The organism is Shigella sp. SIG6, from assembly GCF_053555815.1.
Genome location: NZ_JBQZXC010000039.1, coordinates 1 through 19,530, shown reverse-complemented (window position 1 = coordinate 19,530; position 19,530 = coordinate 1). Strand labels below are relative to the sequence as shown.

Annotated in this window: 18 protein-coding genes; 1 reads left to right on the top strand and 17 read right to left on the bottom strand. The window is 51.4% G+C overall.

What is annotated here, in order from left to right; genetic code table 11:
• Window positions 1-132: 132 nt before the first annotated feature.
• From glmS to asnC, 15 genes are all read right to left on the bottom strand, one after another.
• Window positions 133-1,962, bottom strand: coding sequence for a glutamine--fructose-6-phosphate transaminase (isomerizing) (glmS, locus tag ACUU1M_RS09085; protein ID WP_000334074.1), 1,830 nt, complete (start codon window positions 1,960-1,962; stop codon window positions 133-135).
• 161 nt (window positions 1,963-2,123) lie between these two features.
• Entirely contained in the window at window positions 2,124-3,494 is a 1,371-nt protein-coding gene (gene glmU / locus ACUU1M_RS09080) for a bifunctional UDP-N-acetylglucosamine diphosphorylase/glucosamine-1-phosphate N-acetyltransferase GlmU (RefSeq protein ID WP_152028932.1), read from the bottom strand.
• A gap of 351 nt (window positions 3,495-3,845) precedes the next feature.
• Window positions 3,846-4,265: a F0F1 ATP synthase subunit epsilon gene (locus tag ACUU1M_RS09075; protein WP_001251965.1), complete on the bottom strand. Its 420-nt coding sequence runs from the start codon at window positions 4,263-4,265 to the stop codon at window positions 3,846-3,848.
• Between the two features lie 20 nt (window positions 4,266-4,285).
• Entirely contained in the window at window positions 4,286-5,668 is a 1,383-nt protein-coding gene (gene atpD, locus ACUU1M_RS09070; RefSeq protein WP_000190506.1) for a F0F1 ATP synthase subunit beta, read from the bottom strand.
• A 26-nt stretch (window positions 5,669-5,694) separates the two neighbouring features.
• On the bottom strand, window positions 5,695-6,558 hold the full coding sequence (atpG, locus tag ACUU1M_RS09065) for a F0F1 ATP synthase subunit gamma (protein ID WP_000896498.1): 864 nt from the start codon (window positions 6,556-6,558) through the stop codon (window positions 5,695-5,697).
• A gap of 50 nt (window positions 6,559-6,608) precedes the next feature.
• Complete coding sequence (gene atpA / locus ACUU1M_RS09060) at window positions 6,609-8,150, bottom strand: F0F1 ATP synthase subunit alpha (RefSeq protein WP_001176745.1); 1,542 nt, start codon at window positions 8,148-8,150, stop codon at window positions 6,609-6,611.
• A 12-nt stretch (window positions 8,151-8,162) separates the two neighbouring features.
• The gene (gene atpH / locus ACUU1M_RS09055) at window positions 8,163-8,696 is read right to left on the bottom strand and encodes a F0F1 ATP synthase subunit delta (protein ID WP_001288587.1); all 534 of its coding nucleotides are present in this window, start codon (window positions 8,694-8,696) and stop codon (window positions 8,163-8,165) included.
• 14 nt (window positions 8,697-8,710) lie between these two features.
• Window positions 8,711-9,181, bottom strand: coding sequence for a F0F1 ATP synthase subunit B (atpF, locus tag ACUU1M_RS09050; RefSeq protein WP_001052219.1), 471 nt, complete (start codon window positions 9,179-9,181; stop codon window positions 8,711-8,713).
• Between the two features lie 61 nt (window positions 9,182-9,242).
• The gene (gene atpE, locus ACUU1M_RS09045; protein WP_000429386.1) at window positions 9,243-9,482 is read right to left on the bottom strand and encodes a F0F1 ATP synthase subunit C; all 240 of its coding nucleotides are present in this window, start codon (window positions 9,480-9,482) and stop codon (window positions 9,243-9,245) included.
• A gap of 46 nt (window positions 9,483-9,528) precedes the next feature.
• Window positions 9,529-10,344 (bottom strand): F0F1 ATP synthase subunit A, encoded by an 816-nt coding sequence (gene atpB / locus ACUU1M_RS09040; RefSeq protein WP_000135623.1) that lies wholly within the window; start codon window positions 10,342-10,344, stop codon window positions 9,529-9,531.
• An 8-nt stretch (window positions 10,345-10,352) separates the two neighbouring features.
• On the bottom strand, window positions 10,353-10,733 hold the full coding sequence (gene atpI / locus ACUU1M_RS09035; RefSeq protein WP_000116695.1) for a F0F1 ATP synthase subunit I: 381 nt from the start codon (window positions 10,731-10,733) through the stop codon (window positions 10,353-10,355).
• Between the two features lie 616 nt (window positions 10,734-11,349).
• On the bottom strand, window positions 11,350-11,973 hold the full coding sequence (gene rsmG, locus ACUU1M_RS09030; RefSeq protein WP_000932843.1) for a 16S rRNA (guanine(527)-N(7))-methyltransferase RsmG: 624 nt from the start codon (window positions 11,971-11,973) through the stop codon (window positions 11,350-11,352).
• 63 nt (window positions 11,974-12,036) lie between these two features.
• Window positions 12,037-13,926 carry a tRNA uridine-5-carboxymethylaminomethyl(34) synthesis enzyme MnmG gene (gene mnmG / locus ACUU1M_RS09025; protein WP_000499816.1) on the bottom strand — a complete coding sequence of 630 codons (1,890 nt, stop codon included), beginning with the start codon at window positions 13,924-13,926 and terminating at the stop codon, window positions 12,037-12,039.
• A gap of 378 nt (window positions 13,927-14,304) precedes the next feature.
• A complete protein-coding gene (mioC, locus tag ACUU1M_RS09020; RefSeq protein WP_000763742.1) occupies window positions 14,305-14,748 on the bottom strand; it encodes an FMN-binding protein MioC in 444 nt (147 codons plus the stop codon).
• Window positions 14,749-14,837: 89 nt separating this feature from the next.
• Window positions 14,838-15,296 carry a transcriptional regulator AsnC gene (asnC, locus tag ACUU1M_RS09015; RefSeq protein ID WP_000432970.1) on the bottom strand — a complete coding sequence of 153 codons (459 nt, stop codon included), beginning with the start codon at window positions 15,294-15,296 and terminating at the stop codon, window positions 14,838-14,840.
• Window positions 15,297-15,448: 152 nt separating this feature from the next.
• Here asnC and asnA point away from each other — a divergent pair, with 152 nt between their 5' ends.
• Entirely contained in the window at window positions 15,449-16,441 is a 993-nt protein-coding gene (asnA, locus tag ACUU1M_RS09010; RefSeq protein WP_000845095.1) for an aspartate--ammonia ligase, read from the top strand.
• 4 nt (window positions 16,442-16,445) lie between these two features.
• Here asnA and viaA read toward each other — a convergent pair whose 3' ends face one another.
• The gene (gene viaA, locus ACUU1M_RS09005; RefSeq protein WP_000956647.1) at window positions 16,446-17,897 is read right to left on the bottom strand and encodes an ATPase RavA stimulator ViaA; all 1,452 of its coding nucleotides are present in this window, start codon (window positions 17,895-17,897) and stop codon (window positions 16,446-16,448) included.
• On the bottom strand, window positions 17,891-19,387 hold the full coding sequence (ravA, locus tag ACUU1M_RS09000; protein WP_005071724.1) for an ATPase RavA: 1,497 nt from the start codon (window positions 19,385-19,387) through the stop codon (window positions 17,891-17,893). The genes viaA and ravA overlap by 7 nt, the downstream gene beginning before the upstream one ends.
• Between the last annotated feature and the right edge of the window lie 143 nt (window positions 19,388-19,530).

The following is a 19,530-nucleotide window of genomic DNA, read 5'->3' as shown; positions in this document are numbered from 1 at the left end:
GCATAACTGGACTGATTTCAGTTTACAACTATTCTGTCTAGTTTAAGACTTTATTGTCATAGTTTAGATCTATTTTGTTCAGTTTAAGACTTTATTGTCCGCCCACAAGCCCTTTTTTATCTATGATAGTGATTACTCAACCGTAACCGATTTTGCCAGGTTACGCGGCTGGTCAACGTCGGTGCCTTTGATCAGCGCGACATGGTAAGCCAGCAGCTGCAGCGGAACGGTGTAGAAGATCGGTGCAATCACCTCTTCCACATGCGGCATCTCGATGATGTGCATGTTATCGCTACTTACAAAACCCGCATCCTGATCGGCGAAGACATACAATTGACCGCCACGCGCACGAACTTCTTCAATGTTGGATTTCAGTTTTTCCAACAGTTCGTTGTTCGGTGCAACGACGATAACCGGCATATCCGCGTCAATCAGCGCCAGCGGGCCGTGTTTCAGCTCGCCTGCAGCGTAGGCTTCAGCGTGAATGTAAGAGATCTCTTTCAGCTTCAATGCGCCTTCCAGCGCGATTGGGTACTGATCGCCACGGCCCAGGAACAGCGCGTGATGTTTGTCAGAGAAATCTTCTGCCAGAGCTTCAATGCGTTTATCCTGAGACAGCATCTGCTCAATACGGCTCGGCAGCGCCTGCAGACCATGCACAATGTCATGTTCAATGGAGGCATCCAGACCTTTCAGGCGAGACAGCTTCGCCACCAGCATCAACAGCACAGTTAACTGAGTGGTGAATGCTTTAGTGGACGCCACGCCGATTTCCGTACCCGCGTTGGTCATCAGCGCCAGATCGGATTCGCGCACCAGAGAAGAACCCGGAACGTTACAGATTGCCAGCGAACCAAGGTAACCCAGCTCTTTCGACAGACGCAGGCCCGCCAGGGTATCCGCGGTTTCGCCAGACTGTGACAAGGTGATCATCAGGCTGTTACGACGCACGGCAGATTTACGATAGCGGAATTCAGAGGCGATTTCGACGTCGCACGGAATACCTGCCAGCGATTCAAACCAGTAGCGGGAAACCATACCGGAGTTATAAGAAGTACCACAGGCGAGGATCTGAATATGCTCAACCTTCGACAGCAGTTCGTCGGCGTTCGGTCCCAGCTCGCTTAAATCAACCTGACCGTGGCTGATGCGCCCGGTAAGGGTGTTTTTTATCGCGTTCGGCTGTTCGTAGATCTCTTTCTGCATGTAGTGACGGTAAATACCTTTATCGCCCGCGTCATATTGCAGATTGGATTCGATATCCTGACGTTTTACTTCCGCGCCAGTTTTATCGAAGATGTTTACCGAACGGCGAGTGATTTCCGCAATATCGCCCTCTTCAAGGAAGATAAAGCGACGGGTCACCGGCAACAGCGCCAGCTGGTCAGAAGCGATAAAGTTTTCGCCCATACCCAGGCCAATCACCAGCGGACTACCAGAACGTGCCGCCAGCAGGGTATCCGGGTGACGGGAGTCCATGATCACTGTACCGTACGCACCGCGCAGCTGCGGGATAGCACGCAGAACAGCCTCACGCAGAGTCCCGCCTTGTTTCAGCTCCCAGTTCACCAGATGGGCAATCACTTCGGTGTCGGTTTCAGAAACGAAGGTATGGCCACGCGCTTTTAACTCTTCACGCAGCGGTTCATGGTTTTCGATGATGCCATTATGCACCACCACAATGTGTTCAGAAACATGCGGATGCGCGTTAGCTTCTGAAGGTTCACCGTGGGTCGCCCAGCGAGTGTGAGCAATACCGGTGCCGCCATGCAGAGGATGTTCTTCCGCTGCCTGAGCCAGCATCTGGACTTTACCGAGGCGACGCAGGCGAGTCATATGACCTTCCGCATCAACAACGGCCAGACCGGCAGAGTCATATCCGCGGTATTCCAGACGACGTAAACCTTCAAGAAGGATTTCTGCTACATCACGTTGCGCGATCGCGCCAACAATTCCACACATAGTTTTTGATTCCGATTTATATCGTTGTCGGTCAACCTGTATGCCCGTTTTTTCGGGCGCCCCGAGCCTTGTAGAGAGTGGGGTTATTTTTATAGTTACTGCTTGTGGGAGGGAGATTATGTTATCTCCTCATCCCAGATGACCGGATTACCCGGCCAGAATTACTTTTTCTTTACCGGACGACGCCAGCCTTCTTTCTGAGTCTGCGGCACACGGCTGATAGCTAATGCATTTTCGCCGACATTACGCGTCACAGTTGTACCCGCAGCAATGGTCGCGCCTTTGCCTACTGTTACCGGGGCCACCAGCTGAGTGTCGGAACCGACAAACACATCGTCGCCGATAATGGTCTTAAATTTATTCGCACCATCGTAGTTGCAGGTAATGGTTCCCGCGCCGATGTTAACGTTATCGCCAATTTCCGCATCGCCCAGGTAAGTCAGATGCCCGGCTTTCGTGCCTTTACCCAGACGCACTTTTTTCATCTCAACGAAGTTACCAACGTGTGCACCTTCCAGCAACTCAGCACCAGGACGCAGACGGGCAAACGGGCCAATAGTACAGGCCGCTGCCAGATTCGCGTCTTCCACAACGGTATACGGACTGATTTCGCAATCATCGCCAATCACGCTGTTTTTAATCACGCAACCGGTGCCGATTTTCACGCGATGACCGAGAGTCACGTTGCCCTCGATGATAACGTTAGTATCAATTTCAACATCGCGCCCGTGAGTAAGCGTACCGCGCAGATCAAAACGCGCCGGATCGCGCAGCATAACGCCTGCTAACAGCAGTTTTTCAGCCTGTTCGGACTGGTAAACGCGCTCCAGACGGGAGAGTTGCAGGCGGTTATTCACACCTTCTACTTCGCTTAAACGTTGCGGATGAACGGCGACGATTTCACGCCCTTCCTGATACGCCAACGCAATAATGTCGGTGATGTAGTATTCGCCCTGAGAATTATTGTTGGTCAGCTTCGCCAGCCAGCGTTTCATATCTGCGCCGTTGGCAATCAGAATGCCGGTGTTGATCTCCTGAATCTGACGCTGCTCGTCGGTGGCATCTTTGTGCTCAACAATGCCGGTAACTTTGCCATTTTCACGGGTGATACGTCCATAACCGGTCGGATCATCCAGTTTCACCGTCAGCAGACCAATGCCACCCTGGGGTTTAGCATCACGCAGGCGCTGGAGTGTTTCGACAGAGATCAGCGGCACGTCGCCGTAGAGCATTAAAATGTCTTCATCATCGGCAAAGAAAGGTGCGGCCTGCTGCATTGCATGACCCGTACCCAGCTGCTCTGCCTGAAGCACCCAGTTAAGGTTGTCGTCTTTCAGCGCCTGTTTAAGCAGGTCGCCGCCGTGACCGTACACCAGGTGAACGTGCGCTGCGCCTAATTCATTCGCAGCATCAATGACATGCTGAACCATCGCTTTCCCGGCAAGGGTATGCAGCACTTTCGGAAGATCGGAATACATGCGCGTGCCTTTGCCTGCGGCAAGGATCACTACGCTCATAGCATTATTCAACATACGCGTCCTGACTGTAATTTGAGAACGAATTTAAACCGCTTCACCTTGAAAAAACTACATTTTTTTCATCGTGAAATGGACAGAGGATAAATTGTTCAATAACGGATTATCCCCGCTGACGAAAGTGCCATTTTCGACCATCGTCACGCCTTTTGTCTGCAGAAAATTAAGGCAGTACCTTCATTTAAGCGTCAGGTGGATGTTTTTGCTCTTATTTCGATCAATGAATAAACGGGAAAACAGGGGTGTTTTATATCAGCAGGATCTATGTGAACGCTCTTCAGGACGGGTCAACGCGTAAAAAAAAGCCAGCCTGTTTCCAGACTGGCTTTTGTGCTTTTCAAGCCGGTGTTACATCGCTTTTTTGGTCAACTCGATAACGCGCAGCTGCGCGATCGCTTTGGCCAGTTCCGCAGACGCCTGAGCGTAATCTACGTCGCCGTGAGAGCTGCTAATGTGCTCTTCAGCCTTACGTTTCGCTTCCATGGCTCGCGCTTCGTCGAGATCCTGGCCGCGAATTGCGGTGTCGGCCAGAACGGTCACGTTGCCAGGCTGCACTTCAAGAATACCGCCAGACAGATAGATAAACTCTTCGTGACCGTGCTGTTTCACGATGCGAATCATACCAGGCTTAATGGCGGTGAGCAGCGGTGCGTGGCCAGGGTAGATCCCCAGTTCACCTTCGCTACCCGTTACCTGGATTTTCTCGACCAGACCAGAGAACATTTGTTGCTCTGCGCTGACGACGTCCAGGTGGTAAGTCATTGCCATATCACCCTCCGATTAAGGCGTTAAAGTTTTTTGGCTTTTTCCACAGCTTCTTCGATGGAACCGACCATGTAGAACGCCTGCTCCGGCAGGTGATCGTATTCGCCTTCCATGATGCCTTTAAAGCCACGGATGGTGTCTTTCAGGGAGACGTATTTACCCGGAGAACCGGTGAATACTTCTGCCACGAAGAACGGCTGGGACAGGAAGCGCTGGATCTTACGAGCACGCGCTACCACCAGTTTGTCTTCTTCAGACAGTTCATCCATACCCAGGATGGCGATGATGTCTTTCAGTTCCTGATAACGTTGCAGGATGGACTGAACGCCACGCGCGGTGTCGTAGTGTTCCTGACCAACCACCAGCGGGTCCAGCTGACGGCTGGTGGAGTCCAGCGGGTCAACGGCCGGGTAGATACCCAGAGACGCGATCTGACGGCTCAGTACCACGGTTGCGTCAAGGTGCGCAAAGGTGGTTGCCGGAGACGGGTCAGTCAAGTCATCCGCAGGTACGTATACCGCCTGTACGGAGGTGATAGAACCAGTTTTGGTGGAGGTGATACGTTCCTGCAGAACGCCCATCTCTTCCGCCAGGGTCGGCTGATAACCTACCGCTGAAGGCATACGGCCCAGCAGTGCGGATACTTCCGTACCGGCCAGGGTGTAACGATAGATGTTGTCAACGAACAGCAGAACGTCACGACCTTCGTCACGGAATTTCTCAGCCATGGTCAGACCGGTCAGAGCAACGCGCAGACGGTTTCCCGGCGGCTCGTTCATCTGGCCATACACCAGGGATACTTTGTCGATAACGTTGGAGTCGGTCATTTCGTGGTAGAAGTCGTTACCCTCACGAGTACGTTCACCTACGCCCGCAAACACAGAGTAACCGGAGTGCTCGATCGCGATGTTACGAATGAGCTCCATCATGTTTACGGTTTTACCTACACCCGCACCACCGAACAGACCAACTTTACCGCCCTTAGCGAACGGACACATCAGGTCGATAACTTTGATACCGGTTTCCAGCAGTTCCTGAGAGTTTGACAGCTCTTCGTAGGAAGGTGCTGCGCGGTGAATCGCCCAACGCTCTTCTTCACCGATCTCGCCTTTCATGTCGACCGGTTCACCCAGTACGTTCATGATACGGCCCAGAGTCGCTTTACCTACCGGGACTTCGATCGGGTGTTCGAGGTCTTTTACATCCAGACCGCGACGCAGACCGTCGGAGGAACCCATTGCGATGGTACGCACGATACCGCCGCCGAGCTGCTGCTGAACTTCCAGCACCAGACGCTCATTACCATTTTGCACCTCAAGAGCATCGTACACGCGCGGTACGGCATCCTGAGGGAATTCGACGTCAACTACGGCGCCGATTACCTGGACAATCTTTCCAGTAGCCATCTTAAATCCTCTACGAAATAACCTGTTTAAACCGCGGCGGCCCCCGAGACGATCTCGGTGAGTTCCTGAGTAATGCTGGCCTGACGAGCTTTGTTGTATACCAACTGCAGCTCTTTAATCAGGCTGCCGCCATTGTCGGTCGCGGCTTTCATCGCCACCATACGGGCGGCCTGCTCGCTGGCCAGGTTTTCAACCACGCCCTGATAAACCTGAGATTCGACATAACGACGCAGCAGGGTATCCAGCAACGCCTTCGGATCGGGTTCGTACAGGTAATCCCAGGATTTATGTTTCAGATCATCATCATCTGATGCCGGTAACGGCAGCAGCTGGCTGATGGTCGGAACCTGAGACATGGTGTTAATAAATTTGTTGCTGACAATGTAAAGCTTGTCCAGACGGCCTTCGTCGTAGGCCTGCAACATCACTTTTACCGGACCGATCAGTTCGGACAGGGAAGGGTTATCCCCCATGCCGGTGACCTGGGCAACAACATTGCCGCCCACGGAGTTGAAGAACGACACGCCTTTCGAGCCGATCATTGCGAGGTCGCATTGAACGCCTTTGTCGGTCCAGGTCTTCATTTCCGCCAGCAGTTTTTTGAACAGGTTAATGTTCAAACCACCGCACAAACCACGGTCGGTCGACACCACCAGGTAGCCCACGCGTTTAACGTCGCGGTCTTCCAGGTAAGGGTGCTTATATTCCAGATTACCGTGTGCAAGGTGACCAATCACTTTGCGCATGGTTTCTGCATAAGGACGGCTGGCCGCCATGCGATCCTGCGATTTACGCATTTTGGAAGCGGCGACCATCTCCATCGCTTTAGTGATCTTTTGCGTGTTCTGGACGCTTGCGATCTTACTACGTATCTCTTTTGCGCCGGCCATGAGCTTCTCCTCAATGCCTTGCGGCCTGCCCTAAGGCAAGCCGCCAGACGTTACCAGGATTGGGTTGCTTTGAAGGAATCGAGGATGCCTTTCAGCTTGCCTTCGATTTCGTCGTTGTAGCCACCGGTCTGGTTGATCTCTTGCATCAACGGAGCGTGATCACGGTCGACGTAAGCCAGCAGAGCGGCTTCGAAGCTGCCAATTTTCGACAGTTCAACATCCGCCAGGTAACCACGTTCTGCTGCGAACAGAACCAGAGACTGCTGCGCAACGGACATCGGCGCATACTGTTTCTGTTTCAGCAGTTCGGTCACTTTCTGACCGTGGTCAAGCTGCTTACGTGTTGCATCGTCAAGGTCGGATGCAAACTGAGAGAACGCTGCCAGTTCACGATACTGTGCCAGAGCGGTACGGATACCACCGGACAGTTTTTTCATGATCTTGGTCTGTGCTGCACCACCAACACGGGATACGGAAATACCCGGGTTAACCGCAGGACGAATACCGGCGTTGAACAGGTTGGTTTCCAGGAAGATCTGACCATCGGTAATGGAGATTACGTTGGTCGGAACGAACGCAGAAACGTCACCCGCCTGAGTTTCGATAATCGGCAGTGCGGTCAGAGAACCGGTTTTCCCTTTCACTTCACCTTTGGTGAAGGCTTCAACGTATTCGGCGTTAACACGTGCAGCACGCTCCAGCAGACGAGAGTGGAGGTAGAAAACGTCGCCCGGGAATGCTTCACGTCCTGGCGGACGACGGAGCAGCAGGGAGATCTGACGGTAAGCAACAGCCTGTTTAGACAGGTCATCGTAAATGATCAGCGCATCTTCACCGCGGTCACGGAAGTATTCGCCCATTGCGCAACCGGCATACGGTGCCAGGTATTGCAGTGCAGCGGATTCAGACGCGGTTGCTACCACAACGATGGTGTTAGCCAGTGCGCCGTGCTCTTCCAGTTTACGTACCACGTTAGAAATGGTGGACGCTTTCTGGCCGATAGCGACATAGATACATTTGATACCGGAATCGCGCTGGTTGATGATGGCATCGATAGCCAGTGCGGTTTTACCTGTCTGACGGTCACCGATGATCAATTCACGCTGACCACGACCGATTGGGATCATGGAGTCAACGGCTTTATAACCGGTCTGTACCGGCTGATCTACGGACTGACGTTCGATAACGCCCGGAGCGATTGCTTCTACAGCAGAGAAGCCGTCGTGATCCAGCGGACCTTTACCGTCGATTGGTGCACCCAGAGTGTTAACCACACGGCCCAGCAGGCCACGGCCAACCGGAACTTCCAGGATACGGCCAGTACACTTAACTTTCATGCCTTCGGCAAGGTCAGCGTACGGACCCATAACAACCGCACCTACAGAGTCGCGCTCGAGGTTCAGTGCGATAGCGTAACGGTTACCCGGCAGGGAGATCATTTCACCCTGCATACAATCGGCCAGGCCGTGAATGCGGATAACACCGTCACTTACAGAAACAATAGTACCTTCGTTGTGAGCTTCACTCACAACATTGAACTGAGCAATGCGCTGCTTGATCAGTTCGCTGATTTCGGTGGAATTCAGTTGCATGCTCCAGTCCCCTTAAGACTGCAAGACGTCTGCAAGGCGCTCAAGACGACCGCGTACGCTGCCATCAATGACCATATCACCCGCTCGGATGATAACGCCTGCCATTACAGACTTATCGATTTTGCAATTCAGCTTAACTTTGCGTGACAGACGTTTTTCCATCGCAGCAGAAATTTTCGCGAGCTGTTGTTCACTCAGTGCGGCAGCGGAAATGACGTCTACCTCAGCGGTAGCCTCACTCACGGCACGAAGGTGAATAAACTGCTCCAGAACATCCGGGAGCGCGTTAAGACGACCATTTTCAGCCATTACCCGAATCAGGTTCTGACCGTTTTCGTCCAGTTGCTCACCACAAACTGCGATAAACGACTCGGCGAGCGTTTCTGGCGCAAGCGCGCCAGAGAGAAGCTCTGCCATTTGTTCGTTTTTGGTTACCTCGGCGGCAAACGCCAGCATGTCCTGCCAGCGTTCTACACTTTGGTGTTCGACGGCAAAGTCAAAAGCTGCTTTGGCGTAGGGGCGAGCTACCGTAATAAATTCAGACATCAGCCCCTCCCTCCTTACAGTTCAGCGACAAGTTTATCCACGATGTCGCTGTTAGCAGCTTCATCCACGGAACGTTCGATGATCTTCTCGGCGCCAGCAACAGCCAGGATAGCAACTTGCTTACGCAGCTCTTCACGGGCACGTTTACGCTCGGCTTCAATTTCTGCCTGCGCCTGGGCCACGATTTTAGTACGTTCCTGTTCTGCCTCAGCTTTCGCTTCGTCCAGAATCTGCGAGCGGCGTTTGTTCGCCTGCTCGATGATTACCTGGGCTTCCGCTTTCGCTTTTTTCAGCTGGTCGGTCGCGCTGGCCTTTGCAAGGTCAAGGTCCTTATGTGCTCGTTCTGCGGAAGCAAGGCCGTCAGCAATTTCTTTTTGACGTTTTTCGATGGCTGCCATTAATGGCGGCCATACGTACTTCATGCAGAACAGAACGAACAGGACAAACGCGATGGCCTGGCCGAGGATTGTTGCGTTAAGATTCACAGCACAATGCCTCTATTTAGTTAACGTTCTGATATTGCTCTTTAAATAAAAGCAACGCTTACTACGCGACAGCGAACATCACGTACAGACCCAGACCTACAGCGATCATCGGGATAGCATCCACCAGACCCATAACGATAAAGAACTGAGTACGCAGCAGAGGAATCAGATCAGGTTGACGCGCTGCGCCTTCCAGGAATTTACCCCCGAGGATGCCGATACCGATCGCAGCACCGATTGCCGCCAGACCCATCATCACAGCGGCAGCCATGTACAGCAGATCCATATTCAGGTTTTCCATGACAGTCTCCAGTTTGTTTCAGTTAAAACGTAGTAGTGTTGGTAAATTAATGTTCTTCAGACGCCATCGACAGATAGACGATCGTCAGAACCATGAAGATGAAGGCTTGCAGCGTAATGATCAGGATGTGGAAAATGGCCCACGGCACATTCAGGATCCACTGTGACCACCACGGCAACAGACCAGCAATCAGAATGAAAATCAGCTCACCGGCATACATGTTACCGAACAGTCGCAAACCGAGTGAAACTGGTTTGGACAGCAGGCTTACCCCTTCAAGGATTAAGTTGACAGGAATGAACGCCCAGTGATTGAACGGCTGCAGCGTCAACTCTTTCGTGAAGCCGCCGATGCCTTTCATTTTGATGTTGTAGAACAGAATCAGGATAAATACGCCCAGTGCCATAGACAGCGTTACGTTCACGTCCGCAGACGGAACCACACGCAGTGCAGGCAGACCCAGTACATGTTCAGCAATGTACGGAAGCAGGTCGATAGGCAGTAAATCCATCAGGTTCATCAGGAATACCCAGACGAAGATCGTCAGGGCCAGCGGAGCAATCAGCTTGCTTTTGCCATGGTACATGTCTTTCACGCTACCATTAACAAAGCCGATCACCAGCTCAATCGCGGTCTGAAACTTACCTGGCACACCGCTGGTCGCCTTTTTGGCTACGCTACGGAATAAAACCAGGAACAACAGACCCAGCACCACCGAGAAGAACATGGAGTCAATATTGATTGTCCAGAAGGTGGCTGGGGGGTTTTGTGGATCCACCAGCGAGAATGTACGCAGGTCCAGCTGAAGGTTATTCAGGTGGTGTCCTATGTAATCCTGCGGCGTCATATTTTCTGAAGCCATGATGCCTTTTACCCTTTGTTGTTAATTACAGCCGGTGCCAGTATCTGAACCACCAGCACCAAAACCCACGTAACGATCAGCGGCAAGAATACCGCCTTTAAAACCGCCAACGCCACCACCAGTAACACCAACATCGCCAGAACTTTGAAAGCTTCGCCAAATGCGAATGTCCAAGCAACCCGGCCTTTCGCTGGTGTATGCGCCTGGTGACGCCAGGCAAATATCATAAACAAAACGTTAGGCAGAAAGACTGCCAGGCCCCCGCTTATTGCAGAGACGCCCCAGAAGGGGTCTTTGAGGCTGAACAGCAATCCACTTGCTATCACCACCAGTAACTGAACGAGCAGAAGCTTCCGAGCAACGTTTCGACTCACGAGCGACACAGACATCACGTTTTTCACTCCTGCTCCCTTCGAGGTATGCCGCGTGTCGTATAAAACTTTCTTTAAGGCTTAGAGTCAAGCATCAAAAAGCGGTCAAATTATACGGTGCGCCCCCGTGATTTCAAACAATAAGTAGCCAAAAGGTGAATAAATGTTTAAATATTTTTCCAGTGCATACAATTGCGACTTTTCCGCTACCCCTGTTCGATCATGAAAAACTGTAAATAACGCGTAAACACTGGTGATAAAGCGTGCTTCAGATCACATATTGCGCATGTTCGCGCACAGCATATTTATTTACTTGGCAAATGATGCCTTTGCAAGTTTATGATATTTCAGTCTAAAAACAGATACTGTTTTAATAAATGACATTTACACAACAAAAACCACCCATTGACATTTTTAATAATGTTTTAACAGCCAATGATGGTTCTTAGCGCCGATTTTTAGCAGACTGATATTTTCACTAATGACTTATTTTCTGCTTACCAAAAAAAGCCACATTATCTTGTTGATGCAAAAGAGTGAACGTTGCGTTAAATGTAACCAGTTATATCAGTAGAAAACCTGGTTGTTGTTAACAGTCTAACCGGTCAATTTTTTATGATTTTTTTGATAAAAATTAAATTTTATTTGCTTTAATCACCACCAGATGACGTTCGCCATCCAGGGCTGGAACCTGAAGTTTAACCACTGATTCGACCTGATATTCTTCGGGCAACAAAGCGATTTCATCTTCCGGCATTTGCCCTTTCAGCGCGTAGAAACGGCCTTGCTCACCAGGAAGCTGGTGGCACCAGCTCACCATATCGTTCAGAGAGGCAAAAGCGCGGCTAATTACGCCATCAAATGGCGGCTCTGAAGGAAACTCTTCTACCCTGCTCTGTACTGGTTCAATATTCTCCAGTTTAAGCTCATGTTGCACCTGACGAAGGAAACGCACGCGTTTACCAAGGCTATCCAACAGAGTGAAATGGGCTTCAGGACGCACGATAGAGAGTGGAATGCCTGGCAGTCCAGGTCCGGTGCCGACATCGATAAACCGTTCACCTTGCAGATACGGTGCCACCACAATGCTATCGAGAATATGGCGTACCAGCATCTCATTAGGATCGCGGACCGAAGTCAGGTTGTACGCTTTGTTCCATTTATGCAGCATATTCACGTAGGCAATAAGCTGGTTTTTCTGGTGATCAGTAAGCGAAATACCTGCGTCTTTCAGCAGTAAGGAGAGTTTGTTGAGCACGGTGATTACCTGTTCTTGATGCGTTGCCTGGTAAGCAGGTGCTTACCAGGCATTTTTAATGCGTTATGCGCTACGACGCAGCATACCCTGTTTTTTCAGCCACACCAGCAGAATGGAGATGGCCGCAGGCGTGACGCCAGAAATACGCGAAGCCTGGCCGATAGAGGCCGGTTTGTAATCGTTAAGTTTGGCGATCACTTCGTTAGAAAGACCGGATACCTGCCGGTAATCCAGTGTCGCGGGTAGCAGGGTGTTCTCGTTACGCAGCTGCTTTTCGATCTCATCTTGCTGGCGCGCGATATAACCTTCGTATTTAACCTGAATCTCAACCTGTTCCGCCGCCTGTTCGTCTGTCAACGCAGGGGCAAACGGCGTCAGCGTGGTTAATTTTTCATAAGTCATTTCCGGACGACGCAGCAGATCTTCACCACTGGCTTCACGGGAAAGCGGCGCAGTCAGGTGAGCATTCACTTCGGCTGCAGCTTCCGCCGACGGGGTTACCCAGGTCGATTTCAGACGCTGACGCTCACGCTCGATATTCTCAAGTTTCTCGTTAAAGCGCACCCAACGTTCGTCATCCACCAGGCCCAGTTCACGACCGATTTCAGTCAAACGCAGATCCGCATTATCTTCGCGCAGCATCAGACGATATTCTGCGCGCGAAGTAAACATACGATACGGTTCTTTGGTTCCTAAAGTGCACAGGTCATCAACCAGTACGCCGAGATACGCCTGAGAACGTGCCGGAGCCCAACCTTCTTTGTCAGCAGACAGACGGGCAGCGTTAAGACCGGCCAGCAAACCTTGCGCAGCGGCTTCTTCGTAACCGGTAGTGCCGTTAATCTGACCAGCAAAGAACAGCCCCTGGATAAACTTGCTCTCCAGCGTCGGTTTCAGGTCGCGAGGATCGAAGAAGTCATACTCAATGGCATAACCCGGACGCACGATCTTCGCGTTTTCCATCCCCTGCATAGAGCGGACGATTTGCATCTGCACATCGAACGGCAGGCTGGTGGAGATACCGTTCGGATAAATTTCATTAGAGGTCAGTCCTTCCGGTTCAAGGAAGATCTGATGCTGATTTCTGTCTGCGAAGCGCATGACTTTGTCTTCGATCGACGGGCAGTAGCGTGGGCCGACACCTTCGATCACCCCTGCATACATTGGGCTACGATCGAGGTTACTGCGGATCACATCATGGGTTTTCTCGTTGGTATGAGTGATATAACACGGCACCTGCTGGGGATGCTGGGACGCATTGCCCATAAACGAGAATACCGGCATTGGGTTATCGCCATGCTGTTGCGCCAGCACGCTAAAGTCGATGGTTCGAGCATCAATACGCGGCGGAGTACCGGTTTTCAGACGACCAACGCGCAGCGGCAGTTCACGCAAACGGCGAGAGAGCGGAATGGATGGCGGATCGCCAGCACGGCCACCGCTGTAATTATCCAGACCGATATGAATTTTGCCGTCGAGGAACGTCCCAACGGTGAGCACCACAGCTTTGGCACGGAACTTCAGTCCCATTTGGGTAACAGCACCGACCACGCGATCGTTTTCGACAATAAGATCTTCAACCGCCTGCTGGAAGATCATCAGGTTCGGTTGGTTCTCCAGCGCCGTACGTACCGCCTGACGGTAGCGCACACGATCCGCCTGAGCTCGGGTAGCGCGAACCGCCGGTCCTTTGCTTGCGTTTAGTATCCTAAACTGGATACCCGCTTGATCGATCGCTTTCGCCATCAGACCGCCGAGTGCATCCACTTCTTTTACCAGATGTCCCTTCCCAATACCGCCGATCGCCGGGTTGCAGCTCATCTGCCCCAGAGTGTCGATATTGTGTGTCAAAAGCAGAGTCTGTTGACCCATACGCGCCGCAGCCATCGCGGCCTCGGTGCCTGCATGACCCCCGCCAATGATGATGACGTCAAAAGGATCCGGATAAAACATGGTGATTGCCTCGCATAACGCGGTATGAAAATGGATTGAAGCCCGGGCCGTGGATTCTACTCAACTTTGTCGGCTTGAGAAAGACCTGGGATCCTGGGTATTAAAAAGAAGATCTATTTATTTAGAGATCTGTTCTATTGTGATCTCTTATTAGGATCGCACTGCCCTGTGGATAACAAGGATCCGACTTTTAAGATCAACAACCTGGAAAGGATCATTAACTGTGAATGATCGGTGATCCTGGACCGTATAAGCTGGGATCAGAATGAGGGGTTATACACAACTCAAAAACTGAACAACGGTTGTTCTTTGGATAACTACCGGTTGATCCAAGCTTCCTGACAGAGTTATCCACAGTAGATCGCACGATCTGTATACTTATTTGAGTAAATTAATCCACGATCCCAGCCATTCTTCTGCCGGATCTTCCGGAATGTCGTGATCAAGAATGTTGATCTTCAGTGTTTCGCCTGTCTGTTTTGCACCGGAATTTTTGAGTTCTGCCTCGAGTTTATCGATAGCCCCACAAAAGGTGTCATATTCACGACTGCCAATACCGATTGCGCCAAAGCGGACCGCAGAAAGATCGGGCTTCTGTTCCTGCAATGCTTCATAGAAAGGAGAAAGGTTGTCCGGAATATCTCCGGCACCGTGGGTGGAGCTGATAACCAGCCAGATCCCCGAGGCAGATAAATCTTCCAACAGCGGACCGTGCAGCGTTTCGGTGGTAAAACCCGCCTCTTCCAGCTTTTCAGCCAGGTGTTCTGCTACATATTCGGCACCGCCGAGGGTGCTGCCGCTGATAAGAGTGATATCTGCCATAAACCGCCACCTTTATTAAGAGTGGCGTATTGTACGCTGTGAACGCGTTGGGATCTACCTGTGGAAAAGTATGGGATTAAAAAAGCCGATCAGGGCTTGATGGTACGCATGATCGGGTTTTGCAGGACGATCAATGTCTCGGTGGACTGAATTTCATCAATTGTTTGGATCTTGTTGATAAGTACATGCTGGAGAGCGTCGATCGAACGGCACATAACTTTTATAAAGATGCTGTAGTGGCCGGTTGTGTAATAGGCTTCAGTGACTTCATCAAGGCTTTCCAGCTTTGCCAGCGCGGAAGGGTAGTCTTTGGCGCTCTTTAATATAATGCCGATAAAGCAGCCTACGTCATAACCGAGCTGCTTCGGGCTGACATCAATACGCGCCCCGGTAATGATCCCCGCCTGCTTCATTTTCTCTACTCGAACGTGAATCGTCCCCGGACTGACGCCAAATTGTTTCGCCAGTTCGGCGTAAGCGGTGCGCGCATTGCCCATTAATGCTTCCAGGATGCCACGGTCCAGATTGTCGATCAGATAATTTTCCATAGGATTTTCTTATGCAGATTTGATGATTCATTCTATTTTAGCCTTCTTTTTTAATGAATCAAAAGTGTGTTAGGATTTTTATTGAATGATTATTGCATGTGTGTCGGTTTTTGTTGCTTAATCATAAGCAACAGGACGCAGGAGTATAAAAAATGAAAACCGCTTACATTGCCAAACAACGCCAAATTAGCTTCGTGAAATCTCACTTTTCTCGCCAACTGGAAGAACGTCTGGGGCTGATCGAAGTCCAGGCGCCGATTCTTAGCCGTGTGGGGGATGGCACGCAGGATAACTTGTCGGGCTGTGAAAAAGCGGTGCAGGTAAAAGTGAAAGCTCTGCCTGATGCCCAGTTCGAAGTGGTTCATTCACTGGCGAAGTGGAAACGTCAGACCTTAGGGCAACACGACTTCAGCGCGGGCGAAGGGCTGTACACGCACATGAAAGCCCTTCGCCCCGATGAAGACCGTCTTTCTCCGTTGCACTCGGTCTATGTTGACCAGTGGGACTGGGAACGCGTAATGGGCGACGGTGAGCGTCAATTCTCGACTCTGAAAAGCACGGTAGAGGCGATCTGGGCGGGAATTAAAGCAACCGAAGCTGCGGTTAACGAAGAGTTTGGCCTGGCACCGTTCCTGCCGGATCAGATTCACTTCGTACACAGCCAGGAGTTACTGTCTCGTTATCCGGATCTCGATGCCAAAGGGCGTGAGCGGGCGATTGCGAAAGATCTTGGCGCGGTATTCCTCGTCGGGATTGGCGGCAAGTTGAGTGATGGTCATCGTCACGACGTGCGCGCACCGGATTATGATGACTGGAGCACCCCGTCAGAGCTGGGCCATGCGGGCCTGAACGGCGATATTCTGGTGTGGAACCCGGTACTGGAAGATGCGTTTGAGCTTTCTTCCATGGGGATCCGCGTGGATGCCGACACGCTGAAGCATCAGCTGGCGCTGACCGGTGATGAAGATCGTCTGCAGCTGGAATGGCATCAGGCGCTGCTGCGCGGTGAAATGCCGCAGACCATCGGCGGCGGTATCGGCCAGTCTCGTTTGACTATGCTGCTGCTGCAACTGCCGCATATCGGCCAGGTTCAGTGTGGAGTATGGCCAGCTGCTGTTCGCGAGAGCGTCCCTTCTCTGCTGTAATAATTTATCGCCGCCAGCGTCTGAGCAGGCGGCTTCGCATCCCGGTATCAAAGCGCCAGATATGATCGAAAATGCGCATGATGCCGGGTTTGCCGTGTGCCGACATCGCCACGGCATGAAAGCGATGCTGATGTACCCGCTGCAGCTCTTTCACTTTACTCGTCACGTCGTCAGGCAACCGCTGAGCGATAAAATCAGAAATCACCACCGCATCGGCATCAAACCATTCTCTGCTTTGCAAGCGTTCCATAATGGCGCGAAAACAACTGGCAAGATCGGTGCCGCCACGAAACTGCTGGCTTAAAAAACGGATTGCTTGTTCGATGCCTTGTGGGCCTGAAAGCTCATAACGGACGATCTCGGTGGAAAATAGCATAATATAACAGCGCCGGTTTTCAGCGAGAGCAATGCGCATCAAAGCCAGGCAGAACGCTTTCGCACACTGTTCATTAAAGCCGCCCATTGAGCCGGAAGTATCCACACAGACAATAAACGGCCCGCGCGGCTGTTCATCGTAATCTTTATGTACCACCGGACGTTCGAGCACTTTTTCACGCCACGACTCACCGTGCAGGCGATAGGTGAGCAACTGTTTTTCCACCAGCCGACGGTAAAACTCATACTCCAGTTCCGTTATCCCTAGTGTCGCCAGTTCTGGCGGCAGGAGACGTAAAATATCATCGCTTTGTTGCAGACCATCAACCTGCTCAGGAACCGTCGCCGGTTCGCGCACCATGGTGCGGAAGGTTTCCATCTGCGCATCGTTGCGCGGTATTGATTTGGCTTCCCGAGAACGCCCCAGCTGCTCTGCCAGGCGTTTCAGTTCCGGCTGTTCGTTAAGAAATTCACCGTATTTCACAATCAACTGATAGTCGCCACGTTTAAGCTGACCGGCGCTCATATCCCACAGACGACCAGCTGCGGTATTGTTATCTGCGAGAATCGGTTCAAGTTGTCCGCTCAGCGTCATGCGTTCCTGAACTTCACTTAACAGTTGTTCGCGTTCTTCTTCTAATAGCTGTTGATTTAACGTCGTTGCTTGCACGATCAGACTTAAACGCCAACGCTGGAGAAAAAGCGTATGTAACGCTGAAGTTATTGTGCTGTTAGCATCAACCAACTGCCGGGCTTGTTCTGCCCATGGGGAATTCAGACGATGCAGTAAGTCCAGGATCTGTGGTAGCTGCACAATAAACTGCGGCGTGGAGAGGAGCTGGCTTTGCTGATAGCACATCACCTCTTCGGTGAGTTCCGGCGGGACTCGGGCATCTTTCAGCCGACTGCGCAGCGCCTCACGCCAGCGGGGAACATCATCAGTGATTGCCGCCTTCAGTCGTGGGAATTTTTCAAAGAAGACCGCCAGCTGCGGTGAGGCCAGCAGTGCGATGATCATCTCTTCGATCAATCCCTCTTCGCTGACGGCCAGCATCACATTAAGCGTATCCAGCGTTAGCATTGTTGTGCCTGGCGAATCTGTGCACCGACATCCTGTAGGCTGGCTTCAATGCGACCTAACCAGTCGCCAGGGATAAACAGACATTTTTGCTGTTCGCTGAATAAAGCGTGTTGCTTACGCCAGTCGCTTTCAAGCTCTTCCAGTTGTTGTTTTATTTCACCTGGCAGACCTTCAGCCGATGAACCGGGAAGTGCCAGCGTACTGCCTTGTAAACTTACATCGCGTACAACAAGATGTTGGGTGCTATCAACTTCCAGATTCAGTTTCTGGGCAAAGCCGATACCGTTCAGTTTGCCGCGAATTTCACCACCTTTACTCAGCCACTGTTCCAGCGCGCTACGCTCAAAGGAGATATGAACCACTTCCATATCATGCAGTTTTAACGGTTTTTGCAGCAGCAGAGTCAGAGTGGAAGCAGTAACGTTAACAGGAAGTTGATACTGCTGACGACGGCTGAAAATGCCGCCCAGACGAATTAACGTTAAGGCTGTTTTATCGCTTTGTTGCTGTTGGAGTTGCAGGTGACGTTGCACAATCGCGCCCAGGCGGGTCAACATCCCTTGCTGTTGCCAGGCATGACCGGTCATCAATACATCAATTTGTTGTTGTATCAAATTCAGGCTTTGCGCGTCATACCACAGGCAATCTTTCAGCAAAATGAGATCAACCGGGGCAACAGCACTGCGACCGCTAAAAAAGGCGCTGGCCTGCAATAAGCGGATCGCTTTTTTCCAGCGACGATCCGAGACATAAGGCGCATCCGGTAATTTATCCAGTTGCTGGCGCAGCATAAAAATCAGCTCAAATACATGATCGGGCAGCGTAATTTCACCAATCTCTTTCTGCCAGCGTTCATATTCTTCATCTGTGACCTGCAAGGCATCAGGAACCGGATTGTCGTTTTCATCCTGTTGACTGGTCAGCATGGAGCGGAAATTCGCTTTATCTTGCACTTTATCTAACCATAGACGAATCAGCATGCGGTCATATAACGCTTCCAGACTGCTGTCTGCTTCCGGCAGCTCGTTGGAGGCCGCCACCAGTAGACGCATCGGGATTTTTTCTACGTGTGCACCGTTGCGGAACTGGCGCTCGTTAATGGCGGTGAGCAAGGTATTAAGAATTGCCGGGCCCGCTTTCCAGATCTCATCCAGAAAGACGATTTCTGCTTCCGGCAGGTAACCGCTGGTTAAACGTTCATAGCGCCCTTCATCTTTTAGCGCCTGAATAGAAAGGGGACCAAAAACTTCTTCCGGCGTGGAGAAGCGGGTCATCAGATATTCAAACGCGCGGGCATTCTGAAAGGCGAATTTTAAGCGCCGGGCGATCAAACTTTTGGCAATACCTGGCGGGCCAAGGAGGAACACACTTTCACCACTTAATGCCGCTAATAAACACAAGCGGATGGCGTGGCTACGTTCATAAAGCCCCTTTTCCAACGAACTGCTCAGGCGGGAAATTCTTTCCGCTAATAAATGAGGGTGAGCCATAATGAAGTGGCGTCCTTTCGTCAAAAGTTCTGCGTAAATTGCGAGTATAGACGTTTCTTGCTGGTGGCTAAAATAGTCTCAAAGGGGGGGAATGCCGATCAGTTAAGGATCAGTTGACCGATCCAGTGGCTGTGTAAGAATCC